Source organism: Streptomyces sp. NPDC017979, assembly GCF_044328175.1.
Lineage (GTDB): Bacteria > Actinomycetota > Actinomycetes > Streptomycetales > Streptomycetaceae > Streptomyces.
Genome location: NZ_JBIRGU010000002.1, coordinates 278,492 through 298,935, shown reverse-complemented (window position 1 = coordinate 298,935; position 20,444 = coordinate 278,492). Strand labels below are relative to the sequence as shown.

The following is a 20,444-nucleotide window of genomic DNA, read 5'->3' as shown; positions in this document are numbered from 1 at the left end:
GCCCCGGACGCCCCGGACGCCCCGGACGTGCGAGGAGGCGTCAGAGTTGGTCGCCGGAGCGGCGCGGCAGGTCGTGGGTCGCGGCGATGGCGTTCCAGTAGCCGGCCGCCTGGCGCTTGGCCTTGGTCGCCTCGCCGCTCGCGCGGTTCGCCGCGACCGTGCTGCGGGTGCTGCGGGCCCGGTCGTCCTTGCAGCCCTTCTTGCCCTTCACCTGGGTCGCCCAGGCCGCGTAGTGGTCGTCGGCGGTGGCGGACGACTGCCACGCCTGCTTGAGCGCGGCCGTCAACTCGGCGTTGCGCGGCAGCTTGTCGACGCTCACGCCCTCCAGCCGGGTGACCATGGCGCGGCGCTGCTTCGCGGCGGCGCGCAGGTCGGACGCCGCCCGGTCGAGTTCCTTGCACTGCTTGATGTTCTCGACGGAGCGCAGCACCGCGGCCCGGCTGCTGTTGCTGTCCGCGAGGAGCTTGTCGAGCGCGACGGCCTGCGTCCTGACCGGGTCGGCGGCCGCGGTGGACGGCGACGGCGCGGACGGCGAAGGGGGCGGCGTGCCGGCGTCGGCGGGGGCGGACGGCGGCGGGGCGTTCCGGTCGACGGTGGACTTCGGCGCGTCGTCGTCGCCCGGGCCGAAGAGCGCGGCGCTGACCCCGAGCCCGAGGACGGCGCAGGCGACGATCACCGCGCCCATGACGGCGAGTTGCGACGACTTGCGCCGCCGCTCCTCGCGGTCCTCCCGGTTGGCGCGCGAGGCACGCCCGCCGCGCCCGCCGCGCCCGCCGTGCGCGCCCCCGGGTGCGTGACGAGCGTCGTCCCATCCCGCCCCGGACTCCGCCTGCGCGCGGAAGAGCATGTCGAACTCCCCCGGCACCGCCGCGTCGGAGACCGGTGGCAGGTGCTGCGTCACGGGCTCGGCACCGCGCCCGGCTCCGTACTCCCCGCCGCGGCCCGGGCCCTGCTGCCCGAGCCGTCCGGTGCCGAGGAAGGTGGTGGGCGGGTCCGCGGCGGGCCCGGTCGGTACGGGCGGGATGACCTGCGTCGCGTCACCACCGCCCGCAGGAACGGGTGGGATCACCTGCGTCGCGTCCACGGCGCCGGCGCCGTACGACTGCTCCGGCGGCAGCGCGCCGGGGCCGGGCGGCGGCGGCCCGGCCGGGACGGGCGCGATGACCTGCGTCGCGTCACCGGCCCCCGGCCCGGAAGGCGTGCCCGACCCGGAAGGCGTGCCCGGCGCGAAGGGAGCGCCCGGCGCGATCGGCGGGATGAGCTGCGTGGCGTCCGCCGCGCCGTACGGCTGTGGCCCCGGCTGCGCCGGCGGCGGCATCGCACCGCCACCCGGGCCGACCGGAGGAGCCTGCGGAGGTACGACGAGTTCCCCGGCCACGGGCGGCAGCGGGCCGGGGTGCGCGGCGGGCGGGTACGGTGCCGGGTTCGGGTGCTCCGGGTTCACCGGTGACGCGTACGCACCCGGCACCGCGCCCGGCGGATACGCCTCCGGCCCCATGCCCGGCGGATACGCCCCCGGCACCGCGGCCTGCGGAGGAAGCCCGGCCGGCGGTAGCGGCGCAGCCGGATGCCCGCCCCGATGCGGAGTCGCCGGATGCCCGCCCTGATGCGGCGCAGCCGCATGCGCACCCGTCGGCGGCGCCTCGGGCGGCAGCGGCACCGCGCCCGGCGCCGTAGTCGGCGGCGCGGATGGCGGCGGAGCCTGCCCCGCCCCGCCCTGCGGCCCCCACGGCTCGCCCCACGGCACCCCGCTCGCCGGCGTGGTGTGCTGCTGGGGTGCCGGGGTGTCGGGTATCCAGGGGTCGGATCCCTCGGCGGGCAGCACGACGCCCTCGTGCGCGGGACGGGCAGCGGGATGCCGCTGCCCGTCGCCGTGTCCGCTCTGCGTCACCGGAACTCCTACGTGTGAAGACGGGGGAACCTCGGAACCGAGGAACCGCCGCTTCACGCTACCGGGTGGTTCAAGACCCCCGCTCCCCCGCGCGGGCCGGTAACGCAACGCCGCCCCCAGACGCTGTTGATGCCCCCCGTTCAACCTGCTGGACGCCCCCTCACCCGACGGTGACCGCTCGGGCCGTACGGGAACGGCGCCGCCGCGCCGGTACGGGGCGCCCCCGACGCCCTTGCCGGCGGCCCGCGTTCACGCCGCCGCCTGTAGCTCCAGCCGCGCCCCGAACTCGCGCACCGACGGTTCCGACGCGTAGGGCTCCAGGCGTTGTTGCAGGTCGTCCAGGTACTCCGCGCCCCGGCTGGAGCGCAGCGTCCCCATCAACTCCAGGGCGCGGGTGCCCGTGTGGCACGCCTGCTCGACCTCGCGCTGCTGCACCTGTGCGGTGGCGAGCAGGACGAAGCCGATGGCGCGCCGCCGCGCCCGCCCCTCCGGATGCCCGTCGAGGGCGCTCGACGCGTGGTGCGCGGCGGCCTCCGCCTGGCCCAGGTCGCGGTAGCAGTGGGCCAGTTCGTCCGCGAGGTACGCCTCGTCGAAGTGGGCGATCCACTCCGGGTCGTCGCCCTCCTTCGGGTCGGTGCGCTCCATCGCGGCCAGCGCCTTGCCGGCGACGGAGTGGCAGGTGCGGGCGTCGCCGAGCAGGGCGTGGCCGCGCGCCTCGGCCGCGTAGAACAGCGCCTGGGCACGCGGGGTGACCTGGCCGCGGGCGCCTTCCTGGGCGGCGCGGGCGAGTTGGGCGATCTCCCGCGGATTGCCGAGTTGGGCCGCGAGGTGGCTCATGGACGCGGCCAGGACGTATCCGCCGTAGCCCCGGTCGTCAGCGGCCTGGGCGAGCCGTAGCGCCTGGATGTAGTAGCGCTGGGCGAGCCCCGGTTGTCCGGTGTCGACGGCCATGTAGCCGGCGAGTTCGGTGAGTCGGGCGACCGCGGCGAACAGTTGGCGCCCCACGGACTCGCGGTACGAGCCGGAGAGCAGGCCGGAGACGACGGAGTTGAGGTAGTGGACGACGACGGGCCGGATGTGGCCGCTGCCGAAGCGGTGGTCGAGTTCGGTGAGCGCGGTCGTCATCGCCCGTACGGCTTCGACGTCCGAGGTGCCCACCCGGGCGCCGGCGCTCCGCGCGACCTGTGCGTCGGCGCCGGTGATCAGCCAGTCGCGGCTGGGTTCGACGAGCGCGGACGCGGCGACGGACGCGCCGGACAGGAAGTCGCGGCGACCGACGTCGCTCCGCCACAACTCGCTGACCTGCTCGATCGCCCCGAGGACGGTCGGCGAGAACTGGAGGCCGACGCCCGAGGCGAGGTTCTTGCCGTTGGCCATGCCGATCTCGTCGATCGTGACCGTACGGCCGAGTTTGCGGCCAAGGGCCTCGGCGATGATTCCCGGGGCCCGCCCGCGCGGCTGTTGGCCGCGCAGCCAACGCGCCACGGACGTCTTGTCGTAGCGCAGGTCGAGCCCCCGTTCCGCACCGACCATGTTGACGCGGCGCGCGAGCCCGGCGTTCGAGCACCCGGCTTCCTGGATGAGTGCCTGCAGCCGTTCGTTGGGCTGGCGGGCGACGAGCGGTCTGGCTGCCATGGTTCTACCCCCTGAGAGCCGCGGTGATCGACGAACTGACCACCGCTCGGCTGTTATACGGAGAATGCAGACTTAAGAGAGTTGAGAGAGAGTTGGTCGGGTTTCTCCAGAATCCTGGATGCATCCGGAAGGTCAGAAGCCCAGAAGTCCGGAAGACCCCCCGAAAGAAGCCGTCGGAAGAGTCTGTTTCCCTTCGAAATGAAGCACGCGGGATACGTGCACTCCGCCCCGCCGACCAGGCGACTTCGCCCGGCAGGGCGTGCACCCCCGCACAGCCGCCCCCTCGTCTGTGGATACCCCCTTCGGTGCACCATGTGCATGCGCGCCCCCGTATGTGCATCCATGCGCCCCATATGCGGGATCATGATCCCCGGGGCGGCCCGTCGGAGGCCCGTAACCCCAGGTGACCGCGGGAGTTGAGAGGGTCGTGGAAGAGACCATCGGAGTCACAGAAGCCGCACAAATCCCCCAACAACGGGGTGAACAGATGCTGGATCACGCCGTCCGGTACGCCGAGGAGCGGCACTGGGACGTGTTTCCGGGGACGTGGCTGGAGGCGGCCGGGACCACGGAACAATGCTCGTGCGGCGACTCCGACTGCGCGGCGCCCGGCGCCCACCCGGCCCGCTCGGACTGGGCGAACCAGGCGACCGGCAGCGCCAGCGGTGCACGTCGGCTGTGGGGCAAGCAGCCGAGGGCTTCCGTGCTGATGCCCACCGGCCGCACCTTCGACGTCCTCGAACTCCCCGAGTCGGCCGGCTTCCTCGCCCTCGCCCGGCTGGAGCGGATGGACCTCCCGCTCGGCCCGGTCACCCTCACCCCCGACCGCCGGATGTCCTTCTTCGTGCTGCCGGGCGGCGCGGCCAAGGCGCCCGCGCTCGTGCGCGACCTCGGGTGGGCGCCGAGCGCCATCGACCTGGTGCCGCGCGGACAGGGCCACTACATCGCGGCGCCGCCGACCAGGGTGGGGGCCCGCGGCGCGGTGCAGTGGGTGCGCCGACCCACCGCGGAGAACCGCTGGCTGCCGGACGCCGACGAGTTGATCAGCCCGCTCGCCTACGCCTGCGGGCGGGACGCGGCGGCGACGCGGGCCGCCCGCCGGGCCTGACGCCGCCGGAGCTGACACCCGCCGGGCCTGACCCCCGCGCGCCGTCGACGACGACGCGCAGGGCGGGAGTTGCACGGGGCGGGGCGAGGGGAACGCGGGGGTTTGTGGGGATGATCGGGGGAGGGGCGGGAAACCGCAGGTAGCGCCCTGTTTAGGGTGGTTCCGTACTGACGCGTACACAGTCATTTCACCTCACGCCCACCGGGCTGCACCTGGTCCGGACGTCGTGGCTGTGGCGCGTGTGACCACGGGGACCCTAAGGAGCAGGACCATGCCGGACGAACAGACGGCCCCAGCGGCCGCGGGGACGGGCGGAGCGCACCCGGCGCCGCCCGCGGTCCGCGTCGAAGGACTGTGGAAGCGGTTCGGTGAACAGATAGCCGTGGCGGGCGTCGACCTGACGCTGCCGGCCGGCCGCTTCATCGGCCTCGTCGGCCCGAACGGCGCCGGCAAGACGACGACCCTGTCGATGGTGACCGGTCTGCTGCGGCCGGACCAGGGCCGGGTGCAGGTCGCCGGGCACGACGTGTGGCGGGACCCCGTCCGGGTGAAGTCGCGCATCGGCGTGCTGCCGGAGGGGCTGCGGATGTTCGAGCGGCTGTCGGGCCGCGAACTGCTGGCGTACAACGGCCGGCTGCGCGGGCTGCCGGGCGACGAGGTCGACAAGCGCGCCACCCAGCTCCTCGACGTGCTCGACCTCGCGGGCTCGCAGCACAAGCTCGTCGTCGACTACTCCACCGGCATGCGCAAGAAGATCGGCCTCGCCTGCGCCCTGCTGCACAACCCCGAGGTGCTCTTCCTCGACGAGCCCTTCGAGGGCGTCGACCCGGTCTCCGCGCAGACCATCCGGGGCGTGCTGGAGCGCTACACCGCCTCCGGCGCGACCGTCGTCTTCTCCAGCCACGTGATGGAGTTGGTGGAGTCGCTGTGCGACTGGGTGGCCGTGCTGGCGCAGGGCCGGATCCGCGCCCAGGGGCCGCTCGCTGAGGTGCGCGGCGCTGCGCCGTCGTTGCAGAGCGCCTTCCTCGAACTCGTCGGCGCGCAGGACCACGACCGGAGCGGGTCCCTGGACTGGCTCGGCGGCGCGGGTGCGGCCCGATGAACGCGGCGCCCTCGACCACAGTTGCGGGTACGGGCACGCGCACCGCGGATGCGGGCACGGGCGAGCTCGCCCCCGGCGCCCTCGCCGGGATCTTCGTACGGCTGAAGCTGTCGCTGCTGCGCAACGGCCTGCGCCAGTCGACCAAGCGCAAGCGCGCCTTCGTCACCGCCCTCGTCGCGACGCTCCTCTTCGCCCTGCTGCAACTGCTCGGGCTCGCCGCGATGCGCGGCCACGACCACGCCGCCGCCGTCACCGTGCTGTTCGCCGGGGTGGTGGCGCTCGGCTGGACCGTCATGCCGCTGTTCTTCGCCAGCGGCGACGAGACGCTGGACGCGACGCGGCTGGTGATGCTGCCGCTGCGGCCGCGGCCGCTGGTGGCCGCGCTGACCACGGCGTCGCTGGTGGGCATCGGCCCGCTGTTCACGCTGTGCGTGCTGCTGGGCTCGGTGATCGCACTGGCGCACGGCCCCGCCGCGTGGGCCGCGGCCCTGGTCGCCGTACCCCTGACGCTGCTGGTGTGCGTGACGCTGGCGCGGGCCGTCGCCGCGGCCAACGTCCGGCTGCTGACCTCCCGCAGGGGCCGGGACCTGGCGCTGCTGAGCGGTCTGGTGATCGCGGTCGGCATCCAGTTCGTCAACTTCGGCTTCCAGCGGCTCAGCTCGACCGACGTGGACCTGTCCGCGCTGGAGCCGGCCGCCGCGGTGGTGCGCTGGGTGCCGCCGGCGTCGGCGCTCGGCGCCGTCGACTCGGTGAGCGAGGGCTCGTACGGCACGGCCGTCGCCCAACTCGCCCTGTCGGCCGCGGCGCTGTACGGGCTGTTGGCCTGGTGGCGGGCGAGCCTCGGCAGGCTGATGACGTCCCCGGACGGCTCCACGATCGCGGCGGCCGGCCCGCGGGCCCGGGCGGCCCGTTCGTCCTCGGACGCCACGGAGTCCGCCCTGCTGCACCGGCTGTTCCCGCGGGGCCGCACGGCCGCCGTGATGCAGCGCAGCCTGCGCTACTTCTGGCGCGATCCGAAGACCAAGGCGGGCCTGGTCAGCACGTTGGCGATCGGTCTGTTGATTCCGATCTTCAACGCCGCCCAGGGCGTCGAGTCGGTCTATTTCGCATCGTTCGCCACCGGCATGCTCGGCTTCCAGATGTACAACCAGTTCGGCCAGGACACCTCGGCGTTCTGGATGGTCATGCAGACGCTGGCCACGCCGCGGGACGCCTACGAGGAGTTGCGGGCGCGCGCCCTGGCGCTGCTGCTGGTGGCGCTGCCGTACACGGTCGTCGCGGTCGTGACGGTGGCGGCGTTCGTCGGCGACTGGCAGGGCCTGCCGTCGGCGCTGGGGCTGTCGCTCGCGGTGCTCGGCGCGATGGTGGGCACGGGTGCGCTCGCCTCGGCCCGCCGCCCGTACACGATCCCGCAGGACAGCGCGTACAAGAACGTGGCGGCGGGGCAGGGGGCGCTGGCCTGGACGTCGTTGCTCAGCGGCGCGGTCGTCTCCGCGCTGGTGTGCGCGCCGCTGATCGCCGTGACGGTCTGGCTGCACCTGACGGACGGGCACGGACACCTGTGGACGGTGCTGCCGGCCGGTGCCGCGTACGGGCTGCTCGTCGGGTGGGCTGGGCTGCGGCTCGCGGCGCCGGCGACGATCCGGGAACTGCCGGAGATCCTGGCGGCGGTCAGCAAGTAGCGGGTGGCGTAGGTTGCTGCTCATGTCGACGCCGCCGCCTCCGCACCAGCCGCAGCAGCCCCCGCAGGGAGGCTACGGACAGCCCGGCCCGTACGGACAACCGGGGCCGTACGGCCGGCCCGAGGCGCACGGACAGCCGGGAGCGTACGGGCAGTCGGGGGCGTACGGGCAACAGCCCCCGCATCCGCAGGGGTACGGAGCTCCGGGGCCCTGGCCGACGCAGGCCCAGGCCCAGGCGCCGGCGCCGGGACCCTGGGGCGTGCCGTTCCAGGGCCCGCCGCCGCCCCCGCCGAAGCGGACCGGCCGGAACGTCCTCATAGCCTTCGCCGCCGTGGCCGGTCTGCTGCTGCTGTCCTGGTACGGCAACAACGTCGTGGGCGGCGGCTCCGACGACGGGCCGTCGGACGGCTACCCGCCCGCCGAGCACCAGCTCACGCTGCCCTCCACGCTGCTCGACGGGAAGTACGAGCTGGCCGGCGACATGTCGAAGGAGTACCAGGAGCGGCTGAAGGGCACGAGCGAGGACATCATCAAGGACGCCCGGTCGACCGTCGCCCAGTACACCTCGGTGCACGGGCAGGCGGCGGGCGTCATCGTGGTCTCCGGGCTGCACGGCCGGATCAGCGACCCGGACCGGGCCCGCGACTCGATCCTCCGCGGCAGCGCGACGGCGAAGGGCATCGAACTGGCCGTGCCGGCGAAGGACGTCACGCCGGCGGGCTCCGAGGTGAAGATCAGCTGTCAGGTCCTGGTGGCCGACCAGAGCGACACGGGCCGGGCGACGATGCCCATGTGCGCCTGGGCGGACGACAACACGAACGCGTCGGTGTCGATGGTCACCCCCGCGTCGATGGGCATGACGCCGAGCGCGGTCGACTTGGCGGAGGTCGCGGAGGCGACGGTGCGGGTGCGCGAGGAGATGCGGAAGCCGCTCGGCTCCTGAGCCGGGCGCCGGTGCGCTGCGAGGGGCTGTTTCCCGTCGAAGCGGCGTGGCTGAAGGAACGTACCGCCTGAGCAAGTGTGCAGCTCAGGCGTTTGTTTCGGGTTGGACCACCCGTGATCGTCCATATGTTGGACGCCTTGCACGAGGCGTCCACACCCGCAGCGAACAGCCCGAACGACCATTCGGTCACCCCTAACGAGTGATGCGCGACCGGAAAACAGCGCAGTCGCATGCGCTCACTGTGTGCGTACGCAAGACTCCTGTCCGCAGTCGTACAACCCCACCAGCGCATGAGCCAACGAACCCGTGCGAACTCGCGGCTCCGGTAAGCCTGGTGGCTCTCACGTCACACGCACCCCTCGCACCCGTTGCACCTCTCGCATCACCCTCGTAACCCTCGTAGTGAAGGAGTCCCTCCATGCGCCATCTGCGGAGCACGATCGCCACGGCCGCCGCACTTCTGTTGAGCGGTACGGCTCTGGGCACCGCAGTAGCCCAGCCGATCGCCCAGCCCGTCGCCGGGCCGGCCGCCCCGCCTGCCGCCGTGAGCAGCCTGTACGCACCCTCCGCGCTCGTCCTCACCGTCGCGAAGGGCACGTCGGCGGCGCCGTCGACGGTGGAGCGCGCGGTCACCCTCGACTGCGCGCCGCGGGCGACGGGCACGCACCCGTCCGCCGCGGCGGCCTGTCGCGAACTGAACGCCGTGGACGGCGACTTCGCCGCGCTGCCGTCCGAACTGCCGCAGACCCTCTGCACGCGCGAGTGGGACCCGGTCACGGTGAGCGCGAACGGCGTCTGGCGGGGCGAGCGCGTCGCCTGGTCGGGGACGTACAACAACGGTTGTGAGATGACCGCGACGTTGGGCGTCGTCTTCTCCTTCTGAGTCGCAGGGCTCAGTCGGGCTCAGGCGGGCTCCGATTTCAGCTCCGGCTCCGGTTCCGTCGTGAAGTCGTACATCGTGAAGTCGGCGACGGGGCGGTAGCCGATCCGCCGGTAGAGGCCGTTGCTGGTGGGGTTCGTGAGGTCCGCGAAGAGGACGACGTCCGTCGCGCCCGCGGCGAGCGCCGCCCGGCCGGCCTCCGCCGTCACCGCACCCGCGTACCCCAGGCCGCGCAGGTGGGCCGGGGTGTACACGGGCGCCACCCTGACCTGGCCCGCGACCATCGGGGACACCGCGGCCATGGCAGCGGGGGTGCCGTCCGGCCCCTCCCAGAGCGTCACCCTGCGGTCGGCGATCCGGACGTCGGCCCAGGTCCCGGGGGCCTGCCCAGCGCCCCGTCCGATCGCGGCCCCGAACTCCCGGTACCAGCGCACCAGCAGGTCCCGGTCCCGCACCCCCGCGACCCTCCCGCGCCCGGCCGGCGGCGGCTGCGACGGGCTCAACTCGCCCAGCCGGTAAAGCCGGTGCCGCTCCTGAAGCACCGCAGTCACCCCGGTGGCCCGTTGCCAGGCGGCGGCGAAGGGCACGGCGGTGTCGTGGTCCGCGGTGACGCCCGGCAGCGGGTGCGCGAGTTCGGCCAGGAGGGCGGCGAGGGATTCCGCGCCCCCGGGGTCGAGCGGGGTGAGGGTCAACCTCCTGGGCGGGGTGCGGAAGAAGGCGGCGCGCACCTCCCCGGACCGCTCCAACCAACCGAAGACGGGCGCGTCGGGCCCGTACGCGTCCGCCCCCTGCGCACGGAGCGTCTCGGTGACGGTCAGGGGGAGCGTGTGCAGGGCGGGTCGCGCGTGGAGGAAGCCACGGGCGCGGCTGAGGAAGTGGTGCAGGTCTTGGGTGAGGTGCCAGTCGTCCGGACGCATGGGGCATGGTCGCGCGTACGCGTGCGTTTGGCACGGCGCGGGCGGAGATGGCGCAGCTCCGGGGCGCGCCGTTGACCGGAACCACCGGTGCGCGACCCGAACGGCCGGTGCGCGAACGGCTTCCCCTCAACCGTTCCTGCGCCGCGCGGCGTCTGTATGTGCATGGAAACAACTCTGGGCGAACAGCTCCTGCTCCTGTCGCTGGACGACGAGTCAGGCGTCGAACGGGAGTCCGCGAAGGTCGCCCTGGCCATCGGGGCGGCCTCCCTGGTGGAGTTGGCGCTCGCCCGCCGGATCGCGATCGACGCCGACGGCGTCGTCTCGGTGACCGACCCCGCGGAGAGCGGCCCGGCCCCTGTCGGTCCCCCGCATCTGGAGGCCGCGCTCGACGCCGTCACCGCCCGGAAGAAGCCCGGCAAGGTCGCCCACTGGATCGAGGCCCTGAAGAAGGACGCGGTCGCCGCGGCGGGCAAGGGGCTGGTGGACAAGGGCCTGGTCCGCGCGGAGACGAAGAAGGTCCTCGGGCTCTTCCCGGTGCGCCGCTACCCCGAGGCCGACGGTTCGGTCGAGGCCGCGGTGCGCGAGCGGCTTTCCGCCGCCGTGCTGCGCGGCGCGAGTCCGGACGAGCGGACGGCGAGCCTGATCGCCCTGCTGCACGGCGCGGGGCTGGCCCGGCTGGCCTTCCCGACCGACGACGAGTCCCGGGTCGAAGCCGCCATGGCCGAGATCGCGGAGGGCCGATGGGCGGCTCCGGCCGTTCGACGGGCCGTCGAGGCGGCGCAGCTCGCCCTCACGACGATCATCACCACCGCCGTGGTCACCTCGGTCGTCGTCGGCACCTGACCGCCGGGCCGCCGACGGTTGGCCCGCTCGTTCGTTCCGTACGGCCGCGGACCGCCCGGGGTGGCCGACGGTCAGGCGCTGGCCACCTCGTCGAGGAAGGGTTCGATCGCGGCGCGCCAGCCCGCGGGGTGTTCGTAGTGGATCAGATGGCCGGCGTCGGTGACCTCGGCGTACCGGCCGTGCGGGAGGACGCGCACCATCTCGTGGGCCTCCGCGCGGCCCAGTTCGCCGTCCAGGCCGCGGACCACGAGCGTGGGGCAGCGGACCTGGGCGAGTTCGTCCCAGTGGGCGTCGTGCACCCAGGTCTCGCGGACCTTGAGGAGTTGGCGGCGGGAGAAGACCGGGCGCCAGCCGTCGGGGCGTTCGGCCATCACCTCCGCGTAGAAGTCGCCGCGGACCGGGCTGGGGCGCTCCACCAGGGGGTCCTCCTCGCCGAACCACTTGCGGGCGTCCGCGAGCGTGGCGAACGGGACCGGCCAGGCGCGGACCCAGCTCTCCCACACGCGTTGCGAGGCCGCGCCGAGCGGGGAGGCCCGCATGTCGCTGATGACCAGGGCGCGGACCAGGTCGGGGCGGCGGGCGGCGAGGCGCCAGGCGGTGAGCGCGCCCATGGAGTGGCCGACGATGCTGACCGGGCCGAGCCGGAGCTGTTCGACGGCGGCTTCGGCGTCGTCGACGTACGCGTCATGGGTGAACGGGCCGTCCGCCGACCGGTCGGAACGGCCGTGGCCACGCTGGTCGAGGGCGACGGTGCGGTGGCGGGTGGAGAGCCAGCGTGCGGTGGTGGTCCAGTGGGAGGCCCGGCCCATCAGCCCGTGCAGCAGTAATACGCCGGGGTCACGGCCGGCGCCCGAGGTCGTCCCGGAGGTCGCTCCGGGCGCCGTGCCGGAGTTCGCGGGCGCGCTGACGGGCGGCGGCGTCGGGGCGCCGTACTCCCAAGCGACCAGGCGTGCGCCATCCGCTCCGGTCACATCAATGCGCCGCACCACGTACCCGGCACCCCCCATCCCTCCCGCACGGCCAGTAAGACCAGCCTATCGAACTGTTATTCGAACACGGGCCCATGCCCGGCTAACGGCGGACAACACCCCACCTTCGTGTGACGGGGGGCGAGGGTTGGCGCCGAGTGGCCGGGGGAGATCTTTTGCGGGAGGCGGGCCGCTCGGGGAAGACGGTCCGACGGGAATGACCCTGAGAGCTCGGGGCTCCGGGTCAGCACAGGGGAGGACGGGCCCCGGCATCCACGGATGCCGGGGCCCCACCAGGCGGTACGCGAGGGGCGCGGGAGCGGCAGCGCGCCCCAGGAGTGAGGGGAGTGGGCCGGGGCGAGGTGAGTGCGCCGCTGGGTGCGCCGGGCGTGCCAGGGGCGCATATGCCTGATCCCTCCACGGCTCTGAGTCATATGCCTCGCCCCAGCGTGGCACGCGCGGCGCGCAGACGCTGTAGTTCCGTACGGAAAAAGCCACGACAAGGCGACCCGGACGCGATGAGGTGACGCGATGGCGCTGCACAGGGGGCTGCGGGTGCGCGGTGCGCCTCGCGGCGACGTACGGCGGGGGAGGCGCGCTGGCTCCGTACGGCAGGCACGCAGCACGCCCGGTGCGTCTAGGGCACCGGGCGCGCTCGGCTCAGCACCGACGGCTCAAGACGGGCAGCCCGGGGGCCGCAGCTCAAGGCCCGCGGCTCGGGCGGGCGGCTCAAGCGGCAGGTTACTCAGGCGGCAGACGGCTCGGGCGGCAGGCGGCTCAGCGCTTGGCGACGAAGACGTGCGACGCGACGTCGGCGTCCAGCTCCGCCGCCTCGCCGCCGCTGCCGACCAGGACGCCGCCCGCGGCCTCCGTCACGCTCACCACCGAGCCGGGCTGCACGCCCGCCCGCCGCAGCGTGTACATCAGCTGGGCGTCGGTCTGGATCGGCTCACCGATCCGGCGGACGACCACGGTCTTGCCGTCCGAGCCCGGGTCGAGGTCGGCGAGCGAGACCATGCCGACGTCCAGGAACGGATCCGCCTCCGCCTTCTCCCCCAGCTCCTCCAAGCCCGGGATCGGGTTCCCGTACGGCGACTCGGTCGGGTGGCGCAGCAGCTCCAGCACGCGCCGCTCCACCGCCTCGCTCATCACGTGCTCCCAGCGACACGCCTCGGCGTGGACCTGCTCCCACTCCAGGCCGATCACGTCGACGAGCAGGCACTCGGCCAGCCGGTGCTTGCGCATCACGCGCGTCGCCAGCCGCCGGCCCTCCTCCGTGAGCTCCAGATGGCGGTCCCCGGCGACCGTCACGAGGCCGTCGCGCTCCATTCGCGCCACGGTCTGACTGACCGTCGGCCCGCTCTGGTCGAGCCGCTCGGCGATGCGGGCGCGCATGGGAACCACACCTTCCTCTTCGAGCTCAAGGATGGTGCGGAGGTACATCTCCGTGGTGTCGATCAGTCCGGACATTCGTGCCCCTCGAAGAATCGTGCGGTGCGGCCCCGAACTCAATTCTTACGCATCCCACTGACAACCGTGCCGTCACCGCGGAAGCCGGCGTTCAAGAGCGACCGGTGACCGTATTGACAGGGCAATGGTCCAGACCGCAACGTGATCGACGGCGCGGGCATTCCCCGGCGCGTTCCCTGGTGTCCGCGTACCCGGACGTGTACGCACCGCATGCGTGCGCGCCGCGTGCTGCCACCGGGCTTCCCACCTCCTCGAAAGGGCTCAGCGATGAGCGAGAGCAAGCTGGCAGGTCAGTTCTTCGACGCGGCGATCGATCTGCTGGCGCGCGTACGCGACGAGGAGGCGCAGAACGTCGCCGCGGCCGGGGAGGTCATCGCGGACACCGTGGCCGCCGGGGGCCGCCTGTTCGCCTTCGGCGCCGGCCACTCCTCGCTCGCCGCGCAGGACGTGGTCTACCGGGCCGGCGGCTTCGCCGTGATGAACCTGCTGGCCGTCCCCGGCGTCGTCGGCGTCGACGTCGTCCCCGCGACGCTGGGCTCCGCGCTGGAGCGCGTCGACGGGCTGGCCGCGGCCGTCCTCGACACCAGCCCGGCACAGGCCGGCGACACCCTCGTCATCATCTCGCTGTCGGGCCGCAACGCCCTGCCGGTGGAGATGGCCCTCAACGCGCGGGCGCTGGGACTGAAGGTCATCGGAGTGACGTCGGTGGCGTACGCGGACTCCACCTCATCGCGGCACACCACGGGCACGTTCCTGAAGGACCACTGCGACGTCGTCCTCGACTCCAAGATCGCCATCGGCGACACGGTCCTCACGCACGACGCGATCGAGGCGCCCTTCGCGCCCGCGTCCACGGTCGTCACCAGCGCGCTGATGCAGGCGATGATGGCCGCGGCGGCGGAGACGCTGGCGGAGCGGGGCGTGGAGCCGCCGCTGCTGCGGTCGGGGAACGTGGACGGCGGCCACGAGTGGAACGGCCGCGTGATGTCGGAGAACCGCGCCCGCATCTTCTACCGCCACGCCTGAGCGCCCCGCGGTTCGCCCTGCGGTTCGCCCTGCGGGCTGGCTTGCGGGGTGACGTGCTCGCCGTGGCCCTGCGGGCGCATTGGTCTCCGCGGGCCGTCTGTGGCTGGTCGCGCAGTTCCTCCCCCTACGCCCAGGGGGCGTGGGGGGACCCCCAGCGCCCCTGGTGTGCTGGCCGTAGTCGTCTACCTGCGACCCGGTGGTGGGGCACTCGCGCAGTTCCTCGCGCCCCTGATGTGCTGGCCGTAGCCGTTTACCCGCCGCCCGGTGGTGGGCTGGTCGCACAGTTCCTCCCCCTGTGCCCTGCGGGCACGGGGGTACCCCCACCTACGCCCAGAGGGCGTGGGGGGGGGACCCCAGCGCCCCTAAAACCCACTCGCCGTCGTCCCACCGGTTCATTGGTCTCCGCGGCCCGGTGGTGGGCTGGTCGCGCAGTTCCCCGCGCCCCTGTTTCGCTGCCCCAAGTGCTTCGTCTGCGGGCCCAGGCAGGGAGGGTTAGGGGCGCTGGGGGTCCCCCACGCCCCCTGGGCGTAGGGGGAGGAACTGCGCGACCAGCCACCCACGGTCCGCAGACGTCAACGCAGCCCGCAGGGCTATGGCGAGTGGGTTTCAGGGACGCGGGCCGCGGACGGGCGGCAGTAACTAGCCCGCACCGTAGGGCGCCGGCTGTTAGCGTGGGGCGCATGCAGCGTGCCGCCGTGTACACGACGACGCCGGAGAGTGTCCCGGCGCGCTGACAGCTGACGAAGTCGAAGCCCCGGGGCGAGTGCCCCGGGGCTTCGCCGTGTGGTCACTCGCTCCCCCAGCAGGCGCAGCAAGCGCAGCGAGGAGACCGCCGTGAATCCCGAGAATGCCGAAACCACCGTCCACGACCACCGGCGCATCGGGCGCGAGCTCGATCTGTTCGACACCGATCCGCTGATGGGGGCGGGGTTGCCGTACTGGCTGCCGGACGGCGCCGTCGTGCGGTACGCACTGGAGGAGTACGTCCGCGAGGTGGAGCGGAAGGCCGGGTACCGCCACGTGTACTCGCCCGTGCTCGGCAAGCGCGAGCTGTACGAGATCTCCGGGCACTGGTCGCACTACAGCGCCGACATGTTCCCGCCGATGGAGCTCGGCGGCGAGCAGGTCGTGCTGCGGCCCAGCCTCTGTCCGCACCACGCCCTGATGTTCCGCTCCCGCGCGCACAGCTACCGGGAACTCCCGGTCCGGATGGCCGAGTTGGGGACCATGTTCCGCTCCGAGCCGTCCGGGGTGCTGGGCGGGCTGACCCGGGTGCGGGCCATTCAGCTCAATGACGCGCACGTCTTCTGCACCATGGAGCAGGTCGTGGACGAGGCGGCCGCGGCGCTGGGGCTGATCCGGGACGCGTACGAAGCGCTGGGCATCCGGCCGGCCCGCTACCGGCTCTCGTTGCCGGGGCCGGGCGGCAAGTACGTCGACGCGCCCGAGTCGTGGCGGCGGTCGGTCGCCCTGCTGACCGAGGTGCTGGACGGCTCCGGGCTGCCGTACGAGGCGGTGGAGGGCGAGGCCGCGTTCTACGGGCCCAAGGTGGACGTGCAGATCGCGGACCCCGCCGGGCGCGAGTCGACCCTGTCCACCGTGCAGATCGACTTCCACCAGCCCGAGCGGTTCGGTCTTGAGTACGTCGGCGCGGACGGCGCCAAGCATCGCCCGGTGATGATCCACCGGTCGATCGTGGGCAGTCTGGAGCGGGCCGTGGCGCACCTCGTCGAGGCGCACGGCGGCGCGTTCCCCGTCTGGCTCGCGCCGGTCCAGGTCGTCGCGCTGCCCGTCACCGACGCGGAGGGGCAGGTCGCCGCGAGGCTGGTGGAGCGCTGTCGGGAGGCGGGGCTGCGGGCGGAGTCGGTCGGGCCGGACCGCGGCACCCTCGGCGCGCGGATCCGCGCCGCGCGGCTGGTGCCGTACCAGGCGGTGGTCGGCCCGCGGGAGGCCGCGGGCGACTTGGTGGCGCTGCGGCTGCGGGACGGCCGGCAGGTGGCCGCGCTGCCGGCCGGGGAGGCGGTGGGGCGGATCGAGCGGGTGGCCGCGGCGCGCGGCACCGGGCTCTGGGTCGGGGACGGTCCGGACGCACGCCGCTGACCTGCGGAAAGGCGATGGCAGGCGAGACGCGAAAAAAGCGCTTGATGCGCCCTTCTGCACCCTCCTAGTGTGTGGCGCACACGAGAGAGGAGGTGGTTCGGCAGATGTATGCAATCCGGACGCGTGAGGTGACTGCGGGCTAGGGCCTGCTGTCGCACTCTGTGCAGTCGGCAGGCCACCTGCCGCAATTCCAAGCAGTCACCGACCCGCGGGCTCGCCGGTACGTCCGGCCGGCTCCTCCGTCAGGAGGAACCAGAGCCCGCGGGTTCTGCTTTTGCCCGTGGCCCTCACCCCCGCGCCGCTCAGGGCGCCAGGCGCTCGACCCGCCAGCCCTCCCCGCCGCCGCTCTCGCCTTCGTCGATCCGTACGTAGCGCAGTCGGTCGTGCAGCCGGTCCTGGTGGCCCTGCCAGAACTCGACGGTCTGCGGTTCCACCCGGATCCCGCCCCACTGGGGCGGCGCCGGCACCTGCTCCCCCGCCGGGTAGCGGTCGGCCAACTCGTCGAAGGCGTCCAGCAGTTCCTGTCGGGAGGAGATCACGGACGACTGGCGGCTCGCCCACGCGCCGAGCTGCGAGCCGTGCGGGCGGCTGCGGAAGTACGCGGCGGTCTCGTCCCGGCCGATCCGGGACGCGGTGCCCGTGACGACGACCTGGCGGGCGATCGGGTGCCAGGGGAAGAGCAGCGAGACGTACGGGTTGGCGGCCATCTCCCGGCCCTTGCGGGACTCGTAGTTGGTGAAGAAGACGAAGCCGCGGCTGTCGTACTCCTTCAGCAGCACCGTGCGGGAGGAGGGCCGGCCGTCGGGCGTGGCCGTGGCGACGACCATGGCGTTCGGCTCGTGCAGCCCGGCCGTGACGGCGTCGTGGAACCAGCGGACGAACTGGTCCATGGGCGTGGGCGCCAGCTCCGTGTCCAGCAGCGGGGTGGAGCGGTACTGCTCGCGCATCACGGCGGGATCGGGCGCGGAGCCGGTCGCCGCGGCGATCCGGGCGACGGCTTGAGCGGCGGCTTTCGCAGCGGCGGCGTGGTCGGTCACGGTGCCATCCTGCCGTAGGCCGCCGTACGGCCGGCAGCCGCCCGGCATATGCCAAAACCGGCACCCAGCGCCGAGCCCCCGGCAACCGGCACCCGGCGGCGAGCCCTCCGGCGCAACGGCGCCACTCATTCTTCCCTCGGTGGCAGGTCCGCAACCCTCAGACCACTCGATGGCACGCTGTGCCAGTTCTCACGCTGCGCGAGACCGTGGGAACCGTACAGAATCGATCCGCTGCCCCTGTTGCCCTCCCACAGCAGCCGAGGCGGCTTTCCGCTCCCGTCGAACGGGTGACCACCCATCGCACGGGGCATCACCGGGATGACCGACCACCAGTCGTACGCCCCCGACGCGTCATGATCGTGAGGAGCCGCCTGATGTCCGACTTCGTACCTGGACTCGAAGGAGTCGTGGCGTTCGAGACCGAGATCGCCGAGCCCGACAAGGAAGGCGGCGCGCTGCGCTACCGCGGCGTCGACATCGAGGACCTCGTCGGACACGTCTCGTTCGGGAACGTGTGGGGGCTGCTGGTCGACGGCGCGTTCGAGCCGGGGCTGCCGCCCGCCGAGCCCTTCCCCATCCCCGTCCACTCCGGCGACATCCGGGTCGACGTCCAGTCCGCGCTGGCCATGCTGGCGCCCGTGTGGGGGCTGAAACCGCTGCTGGACATCGACGCGGCGCAGGCGAGGGACGACCTGGCGCGGGCCGCCGTCATGGCGCTGTCGTACGTGGCACAGAGTGCCAGGGGGCAGGGCCTGCCGATGGTCCCGCAGAGCGAGATCGACAAGGCTCACTCGGTGGTCGAGCGCTTCATGGTCCGCTGGCGCGGCGAGCCGGACCCGCGGCACGTGAAGGCGGTCGACGCGTACTGGACGTCCGCGGCGGAACACGGCATGAACGCGTCCACCTTCACCGCCCGCGTCATCGCCTCCACCGGCGCGGACGTCGCGGCTGCGCTGTCCGGCGCGGTCGGCGCGATGTCGGGGCCGCTGCACGGCGGCGCGCCCTCCCGGGTGCTCGGCATGATCGAGGAGATCGAGCGGACGGGCGACGCGACGGCGTACGTGAAGCAGGCGCTGGACAGGGGCGAGCGGCTGATGGGCTTCGGCCACCGCGTCTACCGGGCCGAGGACCCCCGCGCCCGGGTGCTGCGCCGCACCGCGAAGGAGCTGGCGGCCCCGCGCTTCGAGGTCGCGGAGGCGTTGGAGAAGGCGGCGCTGGAGGAGTTGCACAACCGTCGCCCGGACCGGGTCCTGGCGACGAACGTGGAGTTCTGGGCGGCCATCGTGCTGGACTTCGCCGAGGTCCCCGCGCACATGTTCACCTCGATGTTCACCTGCGCCCGCACGGCCGGCTGGTCGGCCCACATCCTGGAACAGAAGCGCACCGGCCGCCTGGTCCGCCCGTCGGCGCGGTACGTGGGCCCGCCGTCGCGGGACCCGCGGGAGGTCGAGGGGTACGAGCAGGCGGTCACGGCCGGCTGAGTACGAGCGGCCCGGCCGGCACGCTCACCCCAGCGCCTCGTCCAAGATCAGCGCCCACTGGCGGACCACACCCTGCCGGCGGGCGCTGTCGTCCGTCAGGAGGTTGGCCAGGCCGAGTCCGCGGGCCATGTCCAGGAGGCCCTGGACGGTTTCGCGGGCGCCGGGGCGGGACTCGTCGACGGCGAGGAGGCGCACCGCGATGCGGTGGGTCTCGCGGCCGAGCCTGGACTCCAGTTCGGCGACGCGGGCGTGCAGGTGCTCCTCGTTCGACGCGGCGACCCACAGGCGCAGCGCGGCGCGGAACAGGGGGCCGGTGTAGAGGTCGACGAGGGCGGTGACGACCGTCGTGCGGTCGTCGCAGGGGAGTTCCGCGAGGGCCCGGGAGCGCTGCTCGGCGACGTACTCGACCGCGGCCGTGAACAGGTCCTCGCGGGTCGGGAAGTGGTGCTGGGCCGCGCCCCGCGACACTCCCGCGCGCTCGGCGACCACCGAGACCGTCGAGCCCGCCCAGCCGTGTTCGGCCAGGCACGCCACCGCCGCCTCCAGCAGCCGCTGCCGGGTGGCGCGGCTGCGGTCCTGCTTGGGCGCGGTGGAGGGGGAGGGGGTCACAGCTCCCATGCGGGGTCCCGTCGTTCGAGGAAGGCGGCCGTCCCCTCGCGCGCCTCGGCCGACGCGAACAGCGACGCGGAGCGCTGCACCAGGTCTTCGGCGTCCCGGTCGAAGGTCTCCAGCACCCTAGTCGTGAGCAGTCGCTTCGCCGCGGCCAGCCCCTGCGGGGACGCCTTGCGCAGGCCGGCCAGTACGGGTGCGAGCGCCGCGTCCACGTCGTCGGCGCAGCGGGTGAGCAGCCCGATCCGGACGGCCCGCGCCGCGTCGAAGCGCTCCCCCGTCAGGTAGAGGTGCTCCGCCGCGCGCGGCTGGAGGCGGGGCAGCAGCGGGAGGGAGATCACGGCCGGGGCGACCCCGATGCGCACCTCCGTGAAGGCGAAGTCGGACGCCGTCGACGCCACCGCGACGTCGCACGCGCCGATCAGCCCGATGCCGCCCGCGCGCGCCCGCCCCGCGACCCGGGCGACCACCGGTTTCGGCAGCTCGACGACGCGCCGCAGCAGGTCCACGAAGGCGTACGGGCTCGGCGGGGCCTTCAGGTCGGCGCCCGCGCTGAACACCCCGCCCTGGTGGGTGAGGACGACCGCCCGTACGCCGTCGTCCCGCCCGCACTCCGCGAGCGCCCCCGTCAGCGCGTCGACCAGCGGCGCCGACAGGGCATTGCGGGTCGCGGGCGAGTTCAGGGTGAGGGTCGTGATGCCGCGCTCGTGCGCGGAAGTGATCAGTGGGCTCATGGCTCCCGCCGTCCATCA

General features: G+C 73.5%; 17 protein-coding genes. 9 read left to right on the top strand and 8 right to left on the bottom strand.

What is annotated here, in order from left to right:
- Positions 1 to 40 precede the first annotated feature (40 nt).
- Both ACH4E8_RS07310 and ACH4E8_RS07305 read right to left on the bottom strand, forming a co-directional pair.
- Positions 41 to 1,891 carry a hypothetical protein gene (locus ACH4E8_RS07310; RefSeq protein WP_398445242.1) on the bottom strand — a complete coding sequence of 617 codons (1,851 nt, stop codon included), beginning with the start codon at positions 1,889 to 1,891 and terminating at the stop codon, positions 41 to 43.
- A gap of 249 nt (positions 1,892 to 2,140) precedes the next feature.
- A complete protein-coding gene (locus ACH4E8_RS07305; RefSeq protein ID WP_398445241.1) occupies positions 2,141 to 3,526 on the bottom strand; it encodes a transcriptional regulator in 1,386 nt (461 codons plus the stop codon).
- A gap of 487 nt (positions 3,527 to 4,013) precedes the next feature.
- Between ACH4E8_RS07305 and ACH4E8_RS07300 the strand changes: the two genes are divergently transcribed.
- The 5 genes from ACH4E8_RS07300 (at position 4,014) to ACH4E8_RS07280 (ending at position 9,244) form a co-directional block, all read left to right on the top strand.
- Complete coding sequence (locus ACH4E8_RS07300; RefSeq protein WP_398445239.1) at positions 4,014 to 4,634, top strand: bifunctional DNA primase/polymerase; 621 nt, start codon at positions 4,014 to 4,016, stop codon at positions 4,632 to 4,634.
- 271 nt (positions 4,635 to 4,905) lie between these two features.
- Positions 4,906 to 5,736 carry an ABC transporter ATP-binding protein gene (locus ACH4E8_RS07295; RefSeq protein ID WP_398445237.1) on the top strand — a complete coding sequence of 277 codons (831 nt, stop codon included), beginning with the start codon at positions 4,906 to 4,908 and terminating at the stop codon, positions 5,734 to 5,736.
- Positions 5,733 to 7,418 (top strand): transporter, encoded by a 1,686-nt coding sequence (locus tag ACH4E8_RS07290; protein ID WP_398445235.1) that lies wholly within the window; start codon positions 5,733 to 5,735, stop codon positions 7,416 to 7,418. Before ACH4E8_RS07295 ends, ACH4E8_RS07290 begins: the two co-directional genes overlap by 4 nt.
- Before the next feature lie 22 nt (positions 7,419 to 7,440).
- Positions 7,441 to 8,361, top strand: a complete 921-nt coding sequence (locus ACH4E8_RS07285) for a hypothetical protein (RefSeq protein WP_398445233.1) — start codon at positions 7,441 to 7,443, stop codon at positions 8,359 to 8,361.
- A gap of 418 nt (positions 8,362 to 8,779) precedes the next feature.
- A complete protein-coding gene (locus ACH4E8_RS07280; protein WP_398445231.1) occupies positions 8,780 to 9,244 on the top strand; it encodes a subtilase-type protease inhibitor in 465 nt (154 codons plus the stop codon).
- A 20-nt stretch (positions 9,245 to 9,264) separates the two neighbouring features.
- On the opposite strand, the gene ACH4E8_RS07275 is transcribed toward ACH4E8_RS07280, so the two are convergent.
- Entirely contained in the window at positions 9,265 to 10,158 is an 894-nt protein-coding gene (locus ACH4E8_RS07275) for a GNAT family N-acetyltransferase (RefSeq protein ID WP_398445229.1), read from the bottom strand.
- A gap of 162 nt (positions 10,159 to 10,320) precedes the next feature.
- Between ACH4E8_RS07275 and ACH4E8_RS07270 the strand changes: the two genes are divergently transcribed.
- Positions 10,321 to 11,001, top strand: a complete 681-nt coding sequence (locus ACH4E8_RS07270) for a GPP34 family phosphoprotein (RefSeq protein ID WP_398445227.1) — start codon at positions 10,321 to 10,323, stop codon at positions 10,999 to 11,001.
- 71 nt (positions 11,002 to 11,072) lie between these two features.
- Here the strand turns inward: ACH4E8_RS07270 and ACH4E8_RS07265 are convergent, their stop codons facing one another.
- Positions 11,073 to 11,990 (bottom strand): alpha/beta fold hydrolase, encoded by a 918-nt coding sequence (locus ACH4E8_RS07265; RefSeq protein WP_398446069.1) that lies wholly within the window; start codon positions 11,988 to 11,990, stop codon positions 11,073 to 11,075.
- Between the two features lie 756 nt (positions 11,991 to 12,746).
- Entirely contained in the window at positions 12,747 to 13,439 is a 693-nt protein-coding gene (locus tag ACH4E8_RS07260) for a metal-dependent transcriptional regulator (RefSeq protein WP_398445225.1), read from the bottom strand.
- A gap of 267 nt (positions 13,440 to 13,706) precedes the next feature.
- Between ACH4E8_RS07260 and ACH4E8_RS07255 the strand changes: the two genes are divergently transcribed.
- Positions 13,707 to 14,465, top strand: a complete 759-nt coding sequence (locus ACH4E8_RS07255) for an SIS domain-containing protein (RefSeq protein ID WP_398445223.1) — start codon at positions 13,707 to 13,709, stop codon at positions 14,463 to 14,465.
- Positions 14,466 to 15,299: 834 nt separating this feature from the next.
- A complete protein-coding gene (thrS, locus tag ACH4E8_RS07250; RefSeq protein WP_398445222.1) occupies positions 15,300 to 16,565 on the top strand; it encodes a threonine--tRNA ligase in 1,266 nt (421 codons plus the stop codon).
- 302 nt (positions 16,566 to 16,867) lie between these two features.
- Here the strand turns inward: thrS and pdxH are convergent, their stop codons facing one another.
- A complete protein-coding gene (gene pdxH / locus ACH4E8_RS07245) occupies positions 16,868 to 17,512 on the bottom strand; it encodes a pyridoxamine 5'-phosphate oxidase (RefSeq protein WP_398446067.1) in 645 nt (214 codons plus the stop codon).
- A gap of 464 nt (positions 17,513 to 17,976) precedes the next feature.
- Here pdxH and ACH4E8_RS07240 point away from each other — a divergent pair, with 464 nt between their 5' ends.
- Positions 17,977 to 19,083, top strand: a complete 1,107-nt coding sequence (locus ACH4E8_RS07240) for a citrate synthase 2 (protein WP_398445220.1) — start codon at positions 17,977 to 17,979, stop codon at positions 19,081 to 19,083.
- A gap of 24 nt (positions 19,084 to 19,107) precedes the next feature.
- Here ACH4E8_RS07240 and ACH4E8_RS07235 read toward each other — a convergent pair whose 3' ends face one another.
- A complete protein-coding gene (locus tag ACH4E8_RS07235) occupies positions 19,108 to 19,701 on the bottom strand; it encodes a TetR/AcrR family transcriptional regulator (RefSeq protein ID WP_398445218.1) in 594 nt (197 codons plus the stop codon).
- Positions 19,689 to 20,426: an enoyl-CoA hydratase family protein gene (locus ACH4E8_RS07230; protein WP_398445216.1), complete on the bottom strand. Its 738-nt coding sequence runs from the start codon at positions 20,424 to 20,426 to the stop codon at positions 19,689 to 19,691. Before ACH4E8_RS07230 ends, ACH4E8_RS07235 begins: the two co-directional genes overlap by 13 nt.
- Between the last annotated feature and the right edge of the window lie 18 nt (positions 20,427 to 20,444).